Source organism: Pseudomonas sp. NFX1 (assembly GCF_051123555.1).
Taxonomy (GTDB): Bacteria; Pseudomonadota; Gammaproteobacteria; order Pseudomonadales; family Pseudomonadaceae; genus Aquipseudomonas; species Aquipseudomonas capeferrum.
Genome location: NZ_CP169366.1, coordinates 1,221,424 through 1,235,503, shown reverse-complemented (window position 1 = coordinate 1,235,503; position 14,080 = coordinate 1,221,424). Strand labels below are relative to the sequence as shown.

Below are 14,080 nucleotides of genomic sequence, written 5' to 3'. Positions count from 1 at the left end.
GGGCTTTTTTGCACAATAACAAGAGCTGCTTGAGTAGCTTGCCTGCAGTTCCTTTTTTCAATGCTGCCCTCTTTGAAAAAGGACCCACCATGCCCACAGAACTCTCGACCCACGGCTGGGCGCAGCCCGAACGCCAGGCTCGCTGGGCCGAAGCGATCAGTGATACGTACTTCCCGTTGAGCCTGGAATTTGCCACCGAACAGCCATTCGACGGCCACTTGCAGCGCTGGAGCACGCCCACCACCCCGCTCAGCCTGTCACGCCTGCGCTCCAGCCAGCTCGGCTATTCACGCAACAAGGCGCACATCGGCCAAGACTCTGACGCGTTCTACCTGGTTACCGTCCCCAGCCGCGGCGAGGTGCATTTCGAGCAGGATGGCCACCAACTGAGCTGCCGCCCTGGCGGTTTTATCGTCGAGCGCGGCGACGCCCCTTACCGCTTCCACTACCGCGCGGACAATGACCTGTGGGTACTGAAGCTGCCGGAGCGTGCGCTGAAGGCGAACCTGCTCGGGCACAGGCGCTACACCCGCCACTGCTTCGACGCCAGCCAAGGTTTGGGGCGCATCTTCGTCGAACAGCTGGACCTCTGCGCGCGCCACTTCGACGCAAGCCCCGCAGCGGCACGCCACCTGCTGCTGGAGCAAGCAAGTGCGACTCTGCTGCTGGCCCTGCAACAGGACGAGCGCGTGCTGGGCAGCGAAGGTTCCAACCTCAGCACGCTGCACCTGACCCGGGTCGAGCGCTATGTACTGCAAAACCTCGGCGACCCCGACCTGTCACCGCAAGCCATCGCCAATGCCTGCGGCCTGTCACTGCGCTATCTGCACAAGCTATTCTCGATCACGCCCTACACCCTCGGCGAATGGGTGCGCCAACAGCGCCTGGACGCCGTGCACCAGCAACTGCGCGACCCGCACTGCCACCTGGCTATCGGCGAGCTGGCGTTTCGCTGGGGCTTCACCGACCAGGCCCAGTTCACACGCGCCTTTCGCCAGCGCTATGGTTGTACTGCACGCGAGGTGCGCGCGGCGCGCACGCACTGAATGCAGCGGCGCAAGGATGCGCCGGCTTCAGCCGCCAACAGGGGTATCGACCAGCTTCCAGCTGTCGTCGGGGTCGAAGCGCTTCATGGCCTTGGCGAGCTTCTCCCCTTCTGGCCCCAGGTCCTTTTCGAAGACCTGCCCGTCGTGGCTGATCATGAAACTCATCACTCCGCTGTCGTCATACTTGGCAGGCCAGGCAACCAGGGCGAAACCACGGCTCATCTGGTTGCCGATCAGGTAGCTGTAGGCGCCCCCGGGCGCTGACGGGCCTTGTGCATCGAGGATGCGGAAACGGTAGCCGTACCAATCATCACCGACCACATCCCGGCCGAACAGTGGCCCCAATGGGCTGACCTGGCCATCGCCGGCATCTTCCCAGTACAGGCCGTCGTGCTTGCCGGGTGTGCTGAGGATCTTCTGTGCATACTCGAGCGCACCATTGCCATTGCGGTCTTGCGCGGCGTAATCGAGCTGCGCGTCGTGGTAGGCCAGCACCGACTGCAACGCCGCCAGCTCGTTGCGGCCGATGCGCCTGGCGCGGATTTCGGCGCTGCCGGCCTTGAGGTCGAAACGCCAACCGCGGCTGCCTTGAATGATGGGAATGGGCAGCGTCCATCGTTCGTGCCCCACCGCCAGGATGGCCTGGTGCTCATGGGGCCTTTCAACGCGGTGCGCTTCGCGGTACTGCTGCAGGAACGCATCGACGTCGCTGCGCTGTACCCCGCCGCTGGGGATATAGGTTCGCCAGTCATCCCCCAGCAACTGCGCCAGGCGTGCCTCGTCGGCGTGCTCCTTGCCCAGCGCTGCGACAAAGGCTTCAGCGGCCTTTTCAGGCGTCGGGAAGGCCTCCTGCGCCGCCACCAGGCACGAACCCGCCATCCCCGCAGCCAGCAACCAGCCACGGGCGCAGGCACCCAACCCTGATCGACGGTTCATCGACGGCCCCCTCCACCACGGCGCATGGGCGCACTGGGCCTGGAGATCTGATGCCCGGCGGCTCGCGCAGTGTGCGGCCGCTGGGCAAACGACTGACTGATGCGACCTCGGTCGGCCTGCGCGCGGGTGCTCGATGGCGAGCGCACGCCATCGAAGGCGTTATTGCGGGCACGGCCAGCGCTGTTGGCCGGCCGCGCTTGCGCTACGTGCTGCCTGGCCTGCAGGTTGTCACGGCTACTGCCCGCCTGCGCTCGGCGCTCGGCAGGCCGTGGGTTGTTCGCCTGCGCTTCGCGCACCCGGTCGCGCGCCTCGCGGTTGCTGGTGGCAGGCCGTTCGATGCCTGCCCTGTCCATCGAGGCGCGCGCCTTGTCCCGTGCCTGGGCACGCTGGGCGTCGTCACCCCGGAAGGCGGTGCGCTGCGCGGCGCCGTCCAGTTGCCGGCCATATTGCTGACGGCTGCGCGCATCGCGGTACGGCACGCCTTCGCGATTTACCGCATTGTGCTGCCACTTGTTCTGATTGTTGCTGATGCGGTTGTTGACGTTGATGTTGTTGTAGCGATTGACGTCGATATCGATGTCGTTGTGGCCCCAGTCGCAGTTGCCCCACAACGAACTGACGATCGCAACGCCGGTACCGAACGCCAGCCCCGCCACCAGTGCGGAGCCTGCGTAATACATCGGCGGCGGCGGGTAATACACCGGCGGTGAGGCCGGGTAGGCCCAGGTGCCGTAGGCGGTGGTCGGGTTGTAGCTGGGCACGTACACCACCTGCGGTTCGGCGGGCTCGATGATGATGGTGGTCGGCGCGCTGCTGGCCGGGGCACTGGCCTTGGGCGCCGGCGCCGCCTGCACAGTCACCTGCTGGTACTGGTTGCTCTGCAGGTTACCGGCAGCCTGGGCCTGGTGGCGCAGGCGCTGCACGCCATTCATGACATCGTCGGGTTGCGCGAGGAAGGCATCGCCCAGGCGCTGGACCCAGACCGGGTCCTGGCCGAGGGTTGCCAGCACCTGCGGGAAGGCGACCAGCGCCTGCACACTCGGGTCCCAGGCCTGGTTGGCCACTTGCTTGACCGCAGCGTCGCCAGTGGCCTTGGGGTTGGCCTTGGACCAGGCCACCGCCTCGGCCACTTGCCCGGGGTAGGTCGCCGCCATCAGTACCTGCGCCAGCAGCGCATCCGGGTAAAGGGCAAGGGGCGCCAGCATCTGGTCCAGTTGCTCCTGGGTGAACACCGCCTCCTTGGCCGCAACCGCGGCGGTTGGCGGCGCCGCAGCATCCTCGGCCTTGACCAGCCCCGGTACGCCTTGCAGGCACAGCACCGCCGACAAGACCCCGAACAATGGCATGCGCATGACTTATCCCTATGTGGCCGAACCGCGTGGGTTAACGGTAGCAAAGCTCAGCCGTATTGCCCGCCAGAAGGTGCTGTCGATAGTCACTATCGAGCAAGGCAATTTCTACTGATCGAGGATGCCCAATAACCTTGCTCCATCGCTTCGATCCCCGCGCCCCCCAAACTCTGGAGCTGCTCGATGAACACCTCGGCCCGCCTGTTGCTCACTGCCCTGATTGTTACCGCCATGACCGTGTTGAGCGGCTGCGCCAGCCACCCTGAACTGCGCGCCTACACCGCCGAGGAAACCCGGCAGTTGCAACTCGAAGCGTTGCAACGCCAGGGCCTTTCCCTGGACGAATACGAACAACGGCGGTTGGTCATCCAGCGCGCTGGCAGCGATCAAGTGGTGACAGAGGTTGCCGAACGCTCCCCCTCCAGCCAAGGCTAGGCTAGGCTCGGCTCGGCCACGTTCAGTGCGCGCGAAAATTCCAGATGATTTCCACCACCCGCGACGCCAGAACCAGGTACAGCAAACACAGCGCAACCTGCATCGCCGTGTGATACGGCAGCTTGGCCAAGCGATGCAGCGTATCGCTGACATTCAACAGCAGCAGCAATGCCGACACGATGATCAACCCCCAGCCGGTCACGCTCGGTACCCAAAGCCCTAGGAACACGGGGTCGCTGTTGTGCAGGGCATCCGTACCGGCGGCAAACAGCAGGCCGCAGACCAACAGGTTCTTGAAATTGTCAAAAACCTTGGTGCTCAGGTCCGCATCCAGCAGGTCGAGGTATTTCCGCCACAGTCTGCGCATGGCCTGGGCCTTGGAGTGGAAAGTGTTCAGGCAATTCTAGAAGAGAATGTGCGACGCTCGGGCGTAAACGCACGATCACCGCTAGCCCTGCCGCCTGGGTGGCGCGCCGAACGGTTTGCACCCTTGGCCAACACGGGTATCCTTGGGCGCTCTACAGCAAGCCTTCCAGGACGGTGACCATGACCAGGCCCCTTCTGTTGCTGAGCGCAGCGCTGCTGTTGAGCCCCGCGCTGCAGGCCCAGCAGATACAGCGCCAATTGGGCGATTTCGACTTCAAACTTGGCACTACGCCGACGCGCAGCATGGCCCAGGGGCTTATTTCGCCAAGCGCCGTGGGGGCCTTTCATGGCGGCCTCGACCTCAGCCACCTCAACGGCTGGTACTTGGGGCAATACGCCCCGAGCATGGGCCTGTCGCCCGACTCCACCCTGCGCCTGGACAGCTACATGGGCTACCAGCACCACTTCGACAGCACCCTGGGCTATGAAGTGGGGTTGATCCACTACAGCCAACCCAACCTCTCAGGCCCTGACAGCTACGCCGTCTACGGGGGCATCTCGGTATTCGGCAGCCGTTTTGGTGGCGCGTTGCGTGACAACCCCGACAACCGCACCAGCACCCTGTTCGCCGACCTCGGTCAACTGCCCCTGCTCGACGCCGACTTCACTGTCAAGCTGGCCCATCATCGCCTGGGCACGCCGTTCACGATTGGCGATGGCAGCCAGGTCAGCGCGTTTTCCGACTGGTCGCTGGAGCTGTCGCGGCCTTGGCTGGGCATCGACCTCAATTTGATCTACAGCAACTCCAACCTCAGCGGTACCGGTTGCGATGCCTATGCCGGTATCAATGCGTATTGCGAGAGCGTGGTCACGTTCAAGGCGCAGCGCAGTTTCTTCTAGCCTGAGGCGCTGATCAGTCCGTTGCCGCCACGGCCTCGATTTCCATGAGCATCCCGTCCAGCGCCAAGCGCGGTACCGGTATCTTGGCCGGCGATATACAGCAACTCGCACGGGGGAAGAAAGGCCCGAGTATCAGACCTCGCGTTAGCTTGAGGTCAAGAACGTCGTAAGACTTTTCTGATAGCGATGTCGGAGCATTGAACCACGTGTGTGTTTTCAGCGAGGTCTGTCAGCCGCTAGATTGCAAGACCCGGCACGGAGGCCAGCCTGCAACAAGGAAAGCGACAATGACCAAGCATCATTTTCAACTCGCCTACACCATCAACCCACGGCATGAAGGCGATGAGGACGAAGCCGCGAGCGCACGCCTGCATCTGCGCAGAATCGGCTGGGATACCGTTGAGCACATTGAAACCACGCTGTTGGGTGTGGTTCACCTCTACCATGCGACGACGGCGGACCGGATCGACGAGGCCGAGAAGCAGATACGCGACCGCATCCACGAAGAGCTCAAGAGCTTGCGTGTGCTGTCGCGCGTCAGGTTTCACGGCTGCTTGATGGTGGATGGCCTGGGCCAGGCCATCCGTTTCAGCATTCTGCCCTGAGGCGTTGACGGTGGCCGCATCAGGCGCCCCCGCGCCTGATGCTCTGGCTATTACTTTTCCTGCAATACCGCCCTGCCCTTCACTGCGCGCGGCCCGCGCCAAGCCCAGAACAGCAAGCCTGGCAACGGTGCATAGACCACGAATACGACCCATAGCATCTTGCGCTCGGCGCGCCGGTCACTGCCGATGATGTGCCAGATGGCCCAGATTTCCAGAAGAATCACGACGGCTGCGAGGATGATCCAGATCGTTCCGATTTCCATGAGCGCTCTCCCATTGGCGTGTAATGCGTTGGGTTGCGGCAGGCGCTGAGGGTTCAATTTGGTTAGAAGGTACGCCGTCAGGGTTTCGGCGCCTATGAGATCGAGCGCCGCGCGGGCGGCGCTCGATCTCACAGGCGCTGAAAAATTCAAGCCATGCCCCCCGCCCAATTGCCTGAACACGACCTCAAATACGACACCCCCACCCCGGAGATTGTCTTTCCCCCTGCCACCGAGCACACTCCCCAGGCCAGCCAGGAAGCGGAGTCCAGAGTGCCCACCCCACGTCAGTTCAGCAAAAAGACCAGCACCAGCAACATGCTGCGGCTCAAGTCCACCACCGCAAATGCCCAAGCGCCCTATCGGGTCGACTTCGTATTGCTGGAACACTTCTCCATGGCCAGCTTCACCGTGGCCATGGATGTGCTGGTCACCGCCAACCTGCTGCGCACCGACAGCTTCCAGTTCACCCCGCTGTCGCTGGACGGTGACAGGGTGCTGAGCGACCTGGGGCTGGAGCTGGTGACCAGCGATCTGTCGGCGGAAGCGTTGCGCGAGCTGGACCTGCTGATCATCTGCGGTGGCCTGCGCACGCCGCTCAAGTACCCTGAACTCGATCGACTGCTGCACGACTGCGCGGCCCATGGCATGGCCCTGGGCGGCCTGTGGAACGGCGCCTGGTTCCTCGGCCGCGCGGGCGTGCTGGATGACTATGGCTGCAGCATCCACCCCGAGCAACGCGCCAGCCTCTCGGAGCGCAGCCCGCAAACCCGCATCACCCCGGCCAGTTTCACCCTCGACCGTGACCGCCTCAGCGCCGCCAGCCCCAATGGCGCCATGGAGCTGATGCTCGGCCTGGTCCGCAGGCTCTATGGCGACGGCCTGGCCGAAGGCGTCGAAGAAATCCTGTCGTTCTCGGGCGCGCGCTATCGCCAGGTCGGCCCGGGGGCGAAAAAGTCCATGAGCCTGCACATGCGTACCATCGTCGAGCTGATGGAGAACAACCTCGAAGAAACCCTCAGCCTCGATCAGCTGGCCGCCTACAGCGGGCGCTCGCGGCGCCAGATCGACCGCTTGTTCCAGGCCCAGCTGGGCACCTCGCCGCGGCGCTACTACATGGAATTGCGCATCACCAAGAGCCGCCGCCTGCTGCAGTACTCCGACCTGTCGGTGATGGACGTGGCAGTGGCCTGCGGGTTCGTTTCGGTGTCGCACTTCAGCAAGTGCTACGCCGCATACTTCGGCTACCCGCCGTCACGCGAGCAACGGCTGGGCGAATGACACCGCTCAGGCGCGGATGTAGCGAATGACCGCGTCACCGATCATGGTCTTGTGGCGCTGCTTGATGGCTTCGTCGGCGAGGTCTATCTGGAAGATCTCGCCGAAGGTGTGGCGGTTCGACACCCGGTAGAAACAGAACGAGCTCATCAGCATGTGCAGGTCGATGACCTCGATACCGGCACGGAACACGCCTTCCTGCTCGCCCCGACGCAGGGTACTGCCAAGGGCTTCGAGCACCAGGCTGCTCATCTCGCGAATGACCGGCGACTGTTTGACGTACTCGCCGTAGTGAATGTTCTCGGTGCAGATGATGCGCACGAAATCGACATTGCGGTCGTGGTGATCGAATGTGAACTCCACCAGGCGGCGGATCGCCTGCTCGGCCGGCAGCGACTCCAGGTCCAGGCTTTGCTCGGTCTTGCGGATATCACCGTAGAGCTTGACCAGGCACTCGACGTACAACTGCTCCTTGCTGCCGAAGTAGTAGTAGATCATGCGTTTGGAGGTGGCGGTGCGCTCGGCGATGGCATCGACGCGCGCGCCGGCCAGGCCCTGCTGGACGAACTCGTTGATGGCGGCCTGAAGGATATCCTCGCGCGTTTTCTCGGGGTTGTTCTTGCGCGACTTGCGCACCCCTTCGATCTCAGGCTGGCCGAGGCTGACTACGGAATCACTCATACCCACTCACAGGCTGTTTATTGGAATACGGTGATTATCCGTGAGCGCGGCCATGCAGGGAAGCACGCTGTTGGTCGGGTAGCCACGAAACGGCGTTACAGGCAAACCGCCGACGGCGCTTGAAGTCACGCCCCGCAACCCGCTAGCCTGCGTCCCTCTGCCCTGGACGGACCCTGCCCCATGCAACCGCGTGACTTTGCCGCCTACCTGTTTCTGGCCATTGCCTGGGGGTTTTCCTTTCTGGTCCTGCTCAAGGTGGTGCACGCCTTCGGCTGGGTCGGCGCGGTCAGCCTGCGGGCGCTGATTGCCGGCAGTACCCTGGCGATTCTGGCCGCCTTGCTCGGCCGCACCCTGCGCCTGCGCCCGCTGTTGAAACCGCTGCTGGTGATCGGCGCTACCACCGTGGCCGGGCAGTTGATCGGCATGTCCTATGCCACCCCGCGGATCGGTACGGCCATGGCGGCGATCTTCGTGGCCACCATCCCACTGTTCTCGATGATCATCGGCCGTGTCTGGGGGCTGGAGAAAATCACCTTGCAGGGTCTGGCGGGCCTGCTTCTGGGCTTCGTCGGTATCGCCATGCTGGTAGGGTTTCCGGCCCAGCCGGTCAGCGACGTGTTCATCCACGGCTGTATCGCTTCGCTGTTCGGTGCCTTGAGCGCCGCGTTCGGCAGCAACTACGCCAGCCTGCACCTGCGTGGCCAGGACCCGTGGACCGTCACCGGCGGCGCCTTCCTGGCCGGCGGCCTGCTGACCCTGCCCCTGCTGTGGGTGGTGCCGGTGCCCAGCGTGCCGCAAGCCAGCGACTGGCTGTACTTGATGATCAGCGGCGCGGTCATGAGCGCCACCACGTACGTGCTGTATTTCGGCCTGGTGGCGCGCATCGGCGCCACCCGTGCCCTCAGTGTCGAGTTCGTGGTGACGTTGGTCGCGGTACTGGTGGGCGCGGTGTTCCTCGACGAAGCCTTGAGCCTGCTGCAACTGGCGGGCGGCGCGGTGGTGCTGGTCGGCTGCCTGCTGGTGCTGGGCCTGCTGCCCGGGCGTAAACCACGCCTGCCCAACTGAACTTCAGTCGCGCTGCGCCGTATTGCGCTCTACCGGAGGGGACAGGTGCAGTACGCGGTTACGCCCGCCTTCGGCCAGCAGGTAACCGCCTTTGCCATCCGCAACGATTGCCTGGGGCGCCTTGAGGAACGACAGCACCGTCTGGCGCGTGCCCTCGGCGTCGATGCGCAGCAGGCGGGCGCGGTGCGTGTTGTCTTCGCTGATCCACAAGCCGCGCTGGTCGCAGAACAGGAAGGTCGGGTTGCGCAGGCCATCGACCACCACCGGGTCCTGACCGTCCTCGGACAATGCGCGAACCTTGCCGTTGGCTTTCTCGGTATACAGCAGGCGCCCATCGTTGCAGCGGGTCAGGCCTTCGGTTTCGGTGAGCCCTGAGCGCAGCACATCCAGCTGGCCGCTGCGCCAGTCATAGCGCATCAACCGCCCATTGCCCTTACGGTCTTCGATGGCATAGAGGTGATCACCATCGTTCCACAACCCTTGCACGCTCTCGCCGTCGAACAGGTGGATGACCTGGCCGTCGCGAGACAGGCTGACCGGCGCAAGGCCACCCTCCTGGCTGAAGACCCAGCCGCCCTCGGCCGCGACCATGCCGTCGGGCTTGGACAGGTTGTCGATCACCACCACGCGGTCACCCTGGGCAGTAATCTTGAGGATGCTGCCACGGCCGTCGTCCAGCTCGCGGCTGACCAGCAGGCTGCCGTCGGCCTGCGGCAACAACGACGCGGCCTTGGTCACGTCGCGGTGCAACACCTCGACATCCCAACCGCTGGCAGCCTGGACGGGGTAAAAACTCTGCCAGGCGAAGAAGCCCAGCGTGGCAGCGAGCAGGCTGGCGGTGGCGGTCAGGGTGATGCGGGTACTGCGTTTGCGCAGGATGTGCGGCATGAAAAAGGGCTCCTTGAGAGTGCGGGGATCCTAGCAAGAAGATGTGAAAAAAAGGTCATGGCACACTGCTATTTGGCGTGTAACGGGTGCTGAATGGTGTATTACAAAAAGGATATAAAAATAACTAAACATTCTAACTAAATGGAATAAACAAATTGAAAGCCAAACGCCACCTCCTTAGTCTGGGCGCATCGATTGCCACCCCATTCAAGGAATACGCCTCATGCCCGTCCGTGCCTTCTCGCCCCTGCGTCGCCTGCTAATCGGCGGCCTGCTGGCCAGTGTCGCCAGCGCCCTGTTGCCCTGGTCCAATGCCCTGGCCGAAGACGCCAAGACCCTGCGTATCGGTTACCAGAAGTTCAACAGCATCAATATTCTCAAAGGCAGCGGCGCCCTGGAAAAGGCCCTCGCCCCGCAGGGCGTGACCGTCAGCTGGCACGAGTTCGCCGCAGGCCCGCAATTGCTCGAAGCCCTGAGCACCGGCGCCATCGACCTCGGCCACGCCGCCGACGCCCCTTCAGTATTTGCCCAGGCCGCCGGTAAACCGGTGGTCTACCTGGCCGCCGAACAACCCTACCCACGCGGTATCGGCCTGGTGGTACGCGAGCAGGACCACCTCACCAGCGTGCAGGACCTCAAAGGCAAGCGGGTAGCCACCGGCCGCGGCTGGAACGCCCAGTACCTGCTGGCCGTCGCGCTGGAACAAGCCGGCCTGAGCTACCAGGACATCACCCCCGCCTACGTCAATAATGCCGCCGACGCAGTGGCGGCCCTGCAATCGGGCAGCGTCCAGGCCGTGACCCTGTGGGACCCGTTCCTCGCGGCGGCAGAAAGCCAGCCAGGGCTCAAGAACCTGCGCGACGGCAGCGGCCTGACCAACAACCGCACGTTCTACCTTTCCACTGCTGCGTTCGCCGACCAGCACCGCCCGCTGCTCAAGGCCTTCTTCGCCGAACTGGGCAAGGTCAGCCAATGGGCCAACGCCGAGCCTGCGCAAGTCGCCGCGCTGCTGGCGCCGCAGTTGGGGATCAAGGCCGATGTGCTGCAAGTGGCCAGCGAACGCCGTAACTACAACGCCGTCGCCATTACCCCGCAGATCGTCGCCGAACAGCAGAAGCTGGCCGACACCTTCCAGGGCCTTGGCCTGATTCCGCGCAAGTTGCAGGTAGCCGATGCGGTCTACCCGGCTTCCGTGCTGCCGTGACTGGAGACTGACCGCCATGCCCCGCCCGATCCGCTTCAACGCCTTCAGCATGAACGCTGCCAGCCACCAGTCCCCTGGCCTGTGGCGCCACCCGCGTAACACCAGCGTGGCCTTCAACCGCCTGGACTACTGGACCGACCTGGCCCGCCTGCTGGAGCGCGGCCTGTTCGATGCGCTGTTCATCGCCGATGTGCTGGGCATCTACGACGTCTATCAGGGAGGCCCCGAAGCGGCCTTGCGCGGCGGCGTGCAGGTGCCGGTCAACGACCCGCTGCTGCTGGTTCCGGCCATGGCCGGGGTCACCGAGCACCTGGGCTTTGGCGTGACTTTCTCACTGACCTACGAGCACCCCTACCCCTTTGCCCGGCGCATGTCCACGCTCGACCACCTGAGCAATGGCCGGGTCGGCTGGAACATCGTCACCGGCTACCTGGACAGCGCCGCGCGCAACCTGGGCCTGGCTCGCCAGCTTGGCCACGACCAGCGTTACGACCTGGCCGAGGAGTACCTGCAGGTGCTGTACAAACTGTGGGAAAAAAGCTGGGACGACGATGCGGTGGTGCTTGAGCGTGACAGCGGCCGCTACATCGACCCTGCCCGGGTACACCCCATCGGCCATGCCGGCGAGCACTTCCAGGTGCCTGGCATGCACCTGTGCCAGCCCTCGCCGCAGCGCACGCCGGTGCTGTTCCAGGCGGGCGCCTCGGCACGCGGCCAGCAGTTCGCCGCGCAACATGCCGAGTGCGTGTTCATCAGCGGGCCGACGGCCACGGTGCTGCGCCGCTATGCCGACGGCATCCGCCAGGCCAGCGAGGCTGCCGGGCGTGGCCGCAACGAGGTGCTGATCTACGCCCAGGCCCTGCTGATCGTCGCCCCCACCCGTGAAGAAGCCGAAGCGCGCTTCGCCGAGTACCGTGGCTACGTTGACCTGGACGCCGCCCTGGCCCTGCTGTCGGGCTGGACCGGCATCGACTTCGCCGGCCTCGACCCGGATGCCCCCATCGAATATGTCGAGAACGATGCCGGCCGCGCGGCCCTGGCCGCCTTCACCGCGGCCGACCCCAACCGCCGCTGGACCGTGCGCGAGGCCGCCGAGTTCGTTGGCCTGGGGGGCCGCGGCCCGGTGCTGGTGGGCACTGCCCGTGATATTGCCGATCAGTTGGAAAGCTGGCTGGACGAGACCGGCATCGACGGGTTCAACCTCACCTACGCCGTGCAACCTGATGACCTGGCCAACGTGGTCGAGCTGCTGGTACCCGAGCTGCAACGTCGCGGCCGCTACCCCCTGCACTACCAGGACGGCACCTTGCGCCACAAGCTGTTCGGCCGGGGTAGCCGCCTGCCGGAGCAACATGCAGGGCGCCAGGTTAGCATTCAGCCGGCAAATACCGGGTATTCCAACATTTAATTTGTAGATGGCACGCGCTCGACCCTATTCTGTCGGCACATCCCCTGCGCCGCACCGGCCGGTGCGGTTCACGGCACGGGGAGAGAACAACAAGTCGAGATCGTCCATGTCGAATCATTCCTACTTCGCCCCCCACGGTGGGCACCCGGCTCAAACCGAGCTGCTGACTGACCGTGCCATGTTCACCGAAGCCTATGCCGTCATCCCCAAGGGCGTGATGCGTGACATCGTCACCAGCCACCTGCCGTTCTGGGACAAGATGCGCATGTGGGTCATCGCCCGCCCACTGACCGGCTTTGCCGAGACCTTCTCGCAGTACATCGTCGAAGTTGCCCCGGAAGGAGGTAGCGAGCGCCCGGAACTGGACCCCAACGCCGAAGCCGTGGTGTTCGTGGTCGAGGGTGAGCTCGACATCACCCTGGAAGGCAAGCACCACACCCTGACCCAGGGCGGCTACGCCTTCATCGCCCCAGGCGCCGAGTGGAGCCTGCGCAACCACAGCAAGGCCAACGTCACCTTCCACTGGCTGCGCAAGCACTACCAGAAGGTTGAAGGCCTGGACCTGCCAGAGTCCTTCGTCACCCACCGCGACAATGCCACTGTCATTGAAATGCCGGGCACCGAAGGCCGCTGGATCACCACCCGCTTCGTCGACATGGCCGACATGCGCCACGACATGCACGTCAACATCGTGACCTTCCAGCCAGGCGGCGTCATTCCGTTCGCTGAAACCCACGTCATGGAACACGGCCTGTATGTGCTGGAAGGCAAGGCGGTGTACCGCCTGAACCAGGACTGGGTCGAAGTCGAAGCCGGCGACTTCATGTGGCTGCGCGCCTTCTGCCCGCAAGCCTGCTACGCCGGTGGCCCAGGCAACTTCAGCTACCTGCTGTACAAGGACGTCAACCGCCACGTGCACCTGACCCTCAACCCACAGCGTTGAGCCCAGGCTGACGGTCCGAAGCCCGCCACCTGGCGGGCTTTCTGTTTGCCGCTCATACTGAACACCCCTGCCCTGCGCGGTGCTCATCATGAACCGCTATCGCCTGCTTGCCGCCCTGTTGCTGGCGCTGTCCGGCGCTGCTCAGGCAGCCGACGACTGGAACCTGGCCTACGACAGAGAAGGCATCCGCGTCTACCTCAGTGCCGCTGCCGGCTCCCCTTACCAGCAATTTCGCGGTGTCAGCACCATGAAGGCCAGCGTACGCACGCTCACCGACCTGCAGGAAAACCTGCGGGTGGCGTGCAAATGGCTGTACGCCTGTGCCGAAATGCGCCTGCTGGAGGTCGACGGCGACAGTACCTGGGTGTACCTGACCACCGACCTGCCGTGGCCGACGATGCCGCGGGATATCGTGCTCAAGGTCACCACCGAACTGCGCGACGATGGCACCCTGTTGCGCCACCTGCGCGCCGACCCCGGCAAGGTCCCCGAGGTAGCCGGGCTGATCCGCGTGCAGCGCCTCACGGGCGAATGGGTGATGAAACCGCTGGGTGAACGGCAAACCGAGGTCACCTACCAGCTCAAGGCAGACCCCGCCGGGGATGTGCCCGGCTGGCTGGCCAACCGCTTCGTGGTGGATGCGCCGGTGGTGACCCTGCGCACCCTGCGGGCGGTGGCCGAGCGCCAACACTGACGCCCGCTCGCCTCTGCCTTGG

16 protein-coding genes are annotated in these 14,080 nt (G+C 64.4%); 10 read left to right on the top strand and 6 right to left on the bottom strand.

From position 1 onward, the window contains the following. Nucleotides 1-89: 89 nt before the first annotated feature. Nucleotides 90-1,046, top strand: coding sequence for a helix-turn-helix domain-containing protein (locus DJ563_RS05470; RefSeq protein WP_434518980.1), 957 nt, complete (start codon nucleotides 90-92; stop codon nucleotides 1,044-1,046). Nucleotides 1,047-1,073: 27 nt separating this feature from the next. On the opposite strand, the gene DJ563_RS05465 is transcribed toward DJ563_RS05470, so the two are convergent. Both DJ563_RS05465 and DJ563_RS05460 read right to left on the bottom strand, forming a co-directional pair. Next, entirely contained in the window at nucleotides 1,074-1,982 is a 909-nt protein-coding gene (locus tag DJ563_RS05465) for a DUF2950 domain-containing protein (protein WP_434518979.1), read from the bottom strand. After that, nucleotides 1,979-3,334 (bottom strand): DUF3300 domain-containing protein, encoded by a 1,356-nt coding sequence (locus DJ563_RS05460; protein WP_434518978.1) that lies wholly within the window; start codon nucleotides 3,332-3,334, stop codon nucleotides 1,979-1,981. Before DJ563_RS05460 ends, DJ563_RS05465 begins: the two co-directional genes overlap by 4 nt. Before the next feature lie 180 nt (nucleotides 3,335-3,514). Here DJ563_RS05460 and DJ563_RS05455 point away from each other — a divergent pair, with 180 nt between their 5' ends. Continuing rightward, a complete protein-coding gene (locus tag DJ563_RS05455) occupies nucleotides 3,515-3,766 on the top strand; it encodes a hypothetical protein (RefSeq protein WP_274100201.1) in 252 nt (83 codons plus the stop codon). Between the two features lie 22 nt (nucleotides 3,767-3,788). Here DJ563_RS05455 and DJ563_RS05450 read toward each other — a convergent pair whose 3' ends face one another. Beyond that, nucleotides 3,789-4,133: a hypothetical protein gene (locus tag DJ563_RS05450; RefSeq protein ID WP_434518977.1), complete on the bottom strand. Its 345-nt coding sequence runs from the start codon at nucleotides 4,131-4,133 to the stop codon at nucleotides 3,789-3,791. A gap of 179 nt (nucleotides 4,134-4,312) precedes the next feature. On the opposite strand from DJ563_RS05450, the gene DJ563_RS05445 reads away from it, so the two are divergent. Both DJ563_RS05445 and DJ563_RS05440 read left to right on the top strand, forming a co-directional pair. Next, complete coding sequence (locus DJ563_RS05445) at nucleotides 4,313-5,032, top strand: TorF family putative porin (RefSeq protein WP_434518976.1); 720 nt, start codon at nucleotides 4,313-4,315, stop codon at nucleotides 5,030-5,032. A gap of 287 nt (nucleotides 5,033-5,319) precedes the next feature. After that, nucleotides 5,320-5,637, top strand: coding sequence for a hypothetical protein (locus DJ563_RS05440; protein WP_434518975.1), 318 nt, complete (start codon nucleotides 5,320-5,322; stop codon nucleotides 5,635-5,637). A gap of 50 nt (nucleotides 5,638-5,687) precedes the next feature. Here DJ563_RS05440 and DJ563_RS05435 read toward each other — a convergent pair whose 3' ends face one another. Continuing rightward, nucleotides 5,688-5,900, bottom strand: a complete 213-nt coding sequence (locus DJ563_RS05435; protein ID WP_033697499.1) for a PLDc N-terminal domain-containing protein — start codon at nucleotides 5,898-5,900, stop codon at nucleotides 5,688-5,690. Between the two features lie 270 nt (nucleotides 5,901-6,170). Here DJ563_RS05435 and DJ563_RS05430 point away from each other — a divergent pair, with 270 nt between their 5' ends. After that, nucleotides 6,171-7,178, top strand: a complete 1,008-nt coding sequence (locus tag DJ563_RS05430) for a GlxA family transcriptional regulator (protein ID WP_434519695.1) — start codon at nucleotides 6,171-6,173, stop codon at nucleotides 7,176-7,178. A gap of 6 nt (nucleotides 7,179-7,184) precedes the next feature. On the opposite strand, the gene DJ563_RS05425 is transcribed toward DJ563_RS05430, so the two are convergent. Further along, nucleotides 7,185-7,856, bottom strand: a complete 672-nt coding sequence (locus DJ563_RS05425; RefSeq protein ID WP_095065147.1) for a TetR/AcrR family transcriptional regulator — start codon at nucleotides 7,854-7,856, stop codon at nucleotides 7,185-7,187. A gap of 180 nt (nucleotides 7,857-8,036) precedes the next feature. Between DJ563_RS05425 and DJ563_RS05420 the strand changes: the two genes are divergently transcribed. Then, nucleotides 8,037-8,921 carry a DMT family transporter gene (locus DJ563_RS05420; RefSeq protein WP_434518974.1) on the top strand — a complete coding sequence of 295 codons (885 nt, stop codon included), beginning with the start codon at nucleotides 8,037-8,039 and terminating at the stop codon, nucleotides 8,919-8,921. A 3-nt stretch (nucleotides 8,922-8,924) separates the two neighbouring features. Here the strand turns inward: DJ563_RS05420 and DJ563_RS05415 are convergent, their stop codons facing one another. After that, the gene (locus DJ563_RS05415) at nucleotides 8,925-9,809 is read right to left on the bottom strand and encodes a hypothetical protein (RefSeq protein WP_434518973.1); all 885 of its coding nucleotides are present in this window, start codon (nucleotides 9,807-9,809) and stop codon (nucleotides 8,925-8,927) included. Between the two features lie 223 nt (nucleotides 9,810-10,032). Between DJ563_RS05415 and DJ563_RS05410 the strand changes: the two genes are divergently transcribed. The 4 genes from DJ563_RS05410 (at nucleotide 10,033) to DJ563_RS05395 (ending at nucleotide 14,058) form a co-directional block, all read left to right on the top strand. After that, nucleotides 10,033-11,013, top strand: a complete 981-nt coding sequence (locus DJ563_RS05410) for an aliphatic sulfonate ABC transporter substrate-binding protein (RefSeq protein ID WP_033697494.1) — start codon at nucleotides 10,033-10,035, stop codon at nucleotides 11,011-11,013. 16 nt (nucleotides 11,014-11,029) lie between these two features. Then, nucleotides 11,030-12,421 (top strand): LLM class flavin-dependent oxidoreductase, encoded by a 1,392-nt coding sequence (locus DJ563_RS05405; RefSeq protein ID WP_434518972.1) that lies wholly within the window; start codon nucleotides 11,030-11,032, stop codon nucleotides 12,419-12,421. Nucleotides 12,422-12,527: 106 nt separating this feature from the next. Then, nucleotides 12,528-13,364, top strand: coding sequence for a bifunctional allantoicase/(S)-ureidoglycine aminohydrolase (locus DJ563_RS05400; protein WP_047583757.1), 837 nt, complete (start codon nucleotides 12,528-12,530; stop codon nucleotides 13,362-13,364). Between the two features lie 88 nt (nucleotides 13,365-13,452). Continuing rightward, nucleotides 13,453-14,058: an START domain-containing protein gene (locus DJ563_RS05395; RefSeq protein ID WP_434518971.1), complete on the top strand. Its 606-nt coding sequence runs from the start codon at nucleotides 13,453-13,455 to the stop codon at nucleotides 14,056-14,058. The last annotated feature ends 22 nt before the right edge of the window (nucleotides 14,059-14,080 follow it).

Excerpts from the sequence above, each read along its gene's own strand:
- DJ563_RS05470 (WP_434518980.1), top strand. The coding sequence starts at position 90 with ATGCCCACAGAACTCTCGACCCACGGCTGGGCGCAGCCCGAACGCCAG.
- DJ563_RS05465 (WP_434518979.1), bottom strand. The coding sequence starts at position 1,982 with ATGAACCGTCGATCAGGGTTGGGTGCCTGCGCCCGTGGCTGGTTGCTG.
- DJ563_RS05460 (WP_434518978.1), bottom strand. The coding sequence starts at position 3,334 with ATGCGCATGCCATTGTTCGGGGTCTTGTCGGCGGTGCTGTGCCTGCAA.
- DJ563_RS05455 (WP_274100201.1), top strand. The coding sequence starts at position 3,515 with ATGAACACCTCGGCCCGCCTGTTGCTCACTGCCCTGATTGTTACCGCC.
- DJ563_RS05450 (WP_434518977.1), bottom strand. The coding sequence starts at position 4,133 with ATGCGCAGACTGTGGCGGAAATACCTCGACCTGCTGGATGCGGACCTG.
- DJ563_RS05445 (WP_434518976.1), top strand. The coding sequence starts at position 4,313 with ATGACCAGGCCCCTTCTGTTGCTGAGCGCAGCGCTGCTGTTGAGCCCC.
- DJ563_RS05440 (WP_434518975.1), top strand. The coding sequence starts at position 5,320 with ATGACCAAGCATCATTTTCAACTCGCCTACACCATCAACCCACGGCAT.
- DJ563_RS05435 (WP_033697499.1), bottom strand. The coding sequence starts at position 5,900 with ATGGAAATCGGAACGATCTGGATCATCCTCGCAGCCGTCGTGATTCTT.
- DJ563_RS05425 (WP_095065147.1), bottom strand. The coding sequence starts at position 7,856 with ATGAGTGATTCCGTAGTCAGCCTCGGCCAGCCTGAGATCGAAGGGGTG.
- DJ563_RS05420 (WP_434518974.1), top strand. The coding sequence starts at position 8,037 with ATGCAACCGCGTGACTTTGCCGCCTACCTGTTTCTGGCCATTGCCTGG.
- DJ563_RS05415 (WP_434518973.1), bottom strand. The coding sequence starts at position 9,809 with ATGCCGCACATCCTGCGCAAACGCAGTACCCGCATCACCCTGACCGCC.
- DJ563_RS05410 (WP_033697494.1), top strand. The coding sequence starts at position 10,033 with ATGCCCGTCCGTGCCTTCTCGCCCCTGCGTCGCCTGCTAATCGGCGGC.
- DJ563_RS05405 (WP_434518972.1), top strand. The coding sequence starts at position 11,030 with ATGCCCCGCCCGATCCGCTTCAACGCCTTCAGCATGAACGCTGCCAGC.
- DJ563_RS05400 (WP_047583757.1), top strand. The coding sequence starts at position 12,528 with ATGTCGAATCATTCCTACTTCGCCCCCCACGGTGGGCACCCGGCTCAA.
- DJ563_RS05395 (WP_434518971.1), top strand. The coding sequence starts at position 13,453 with ATGAACCGCTATCGCCTGCTTGCCGCCCTGTTGCTGGCGCTGTCCGGC.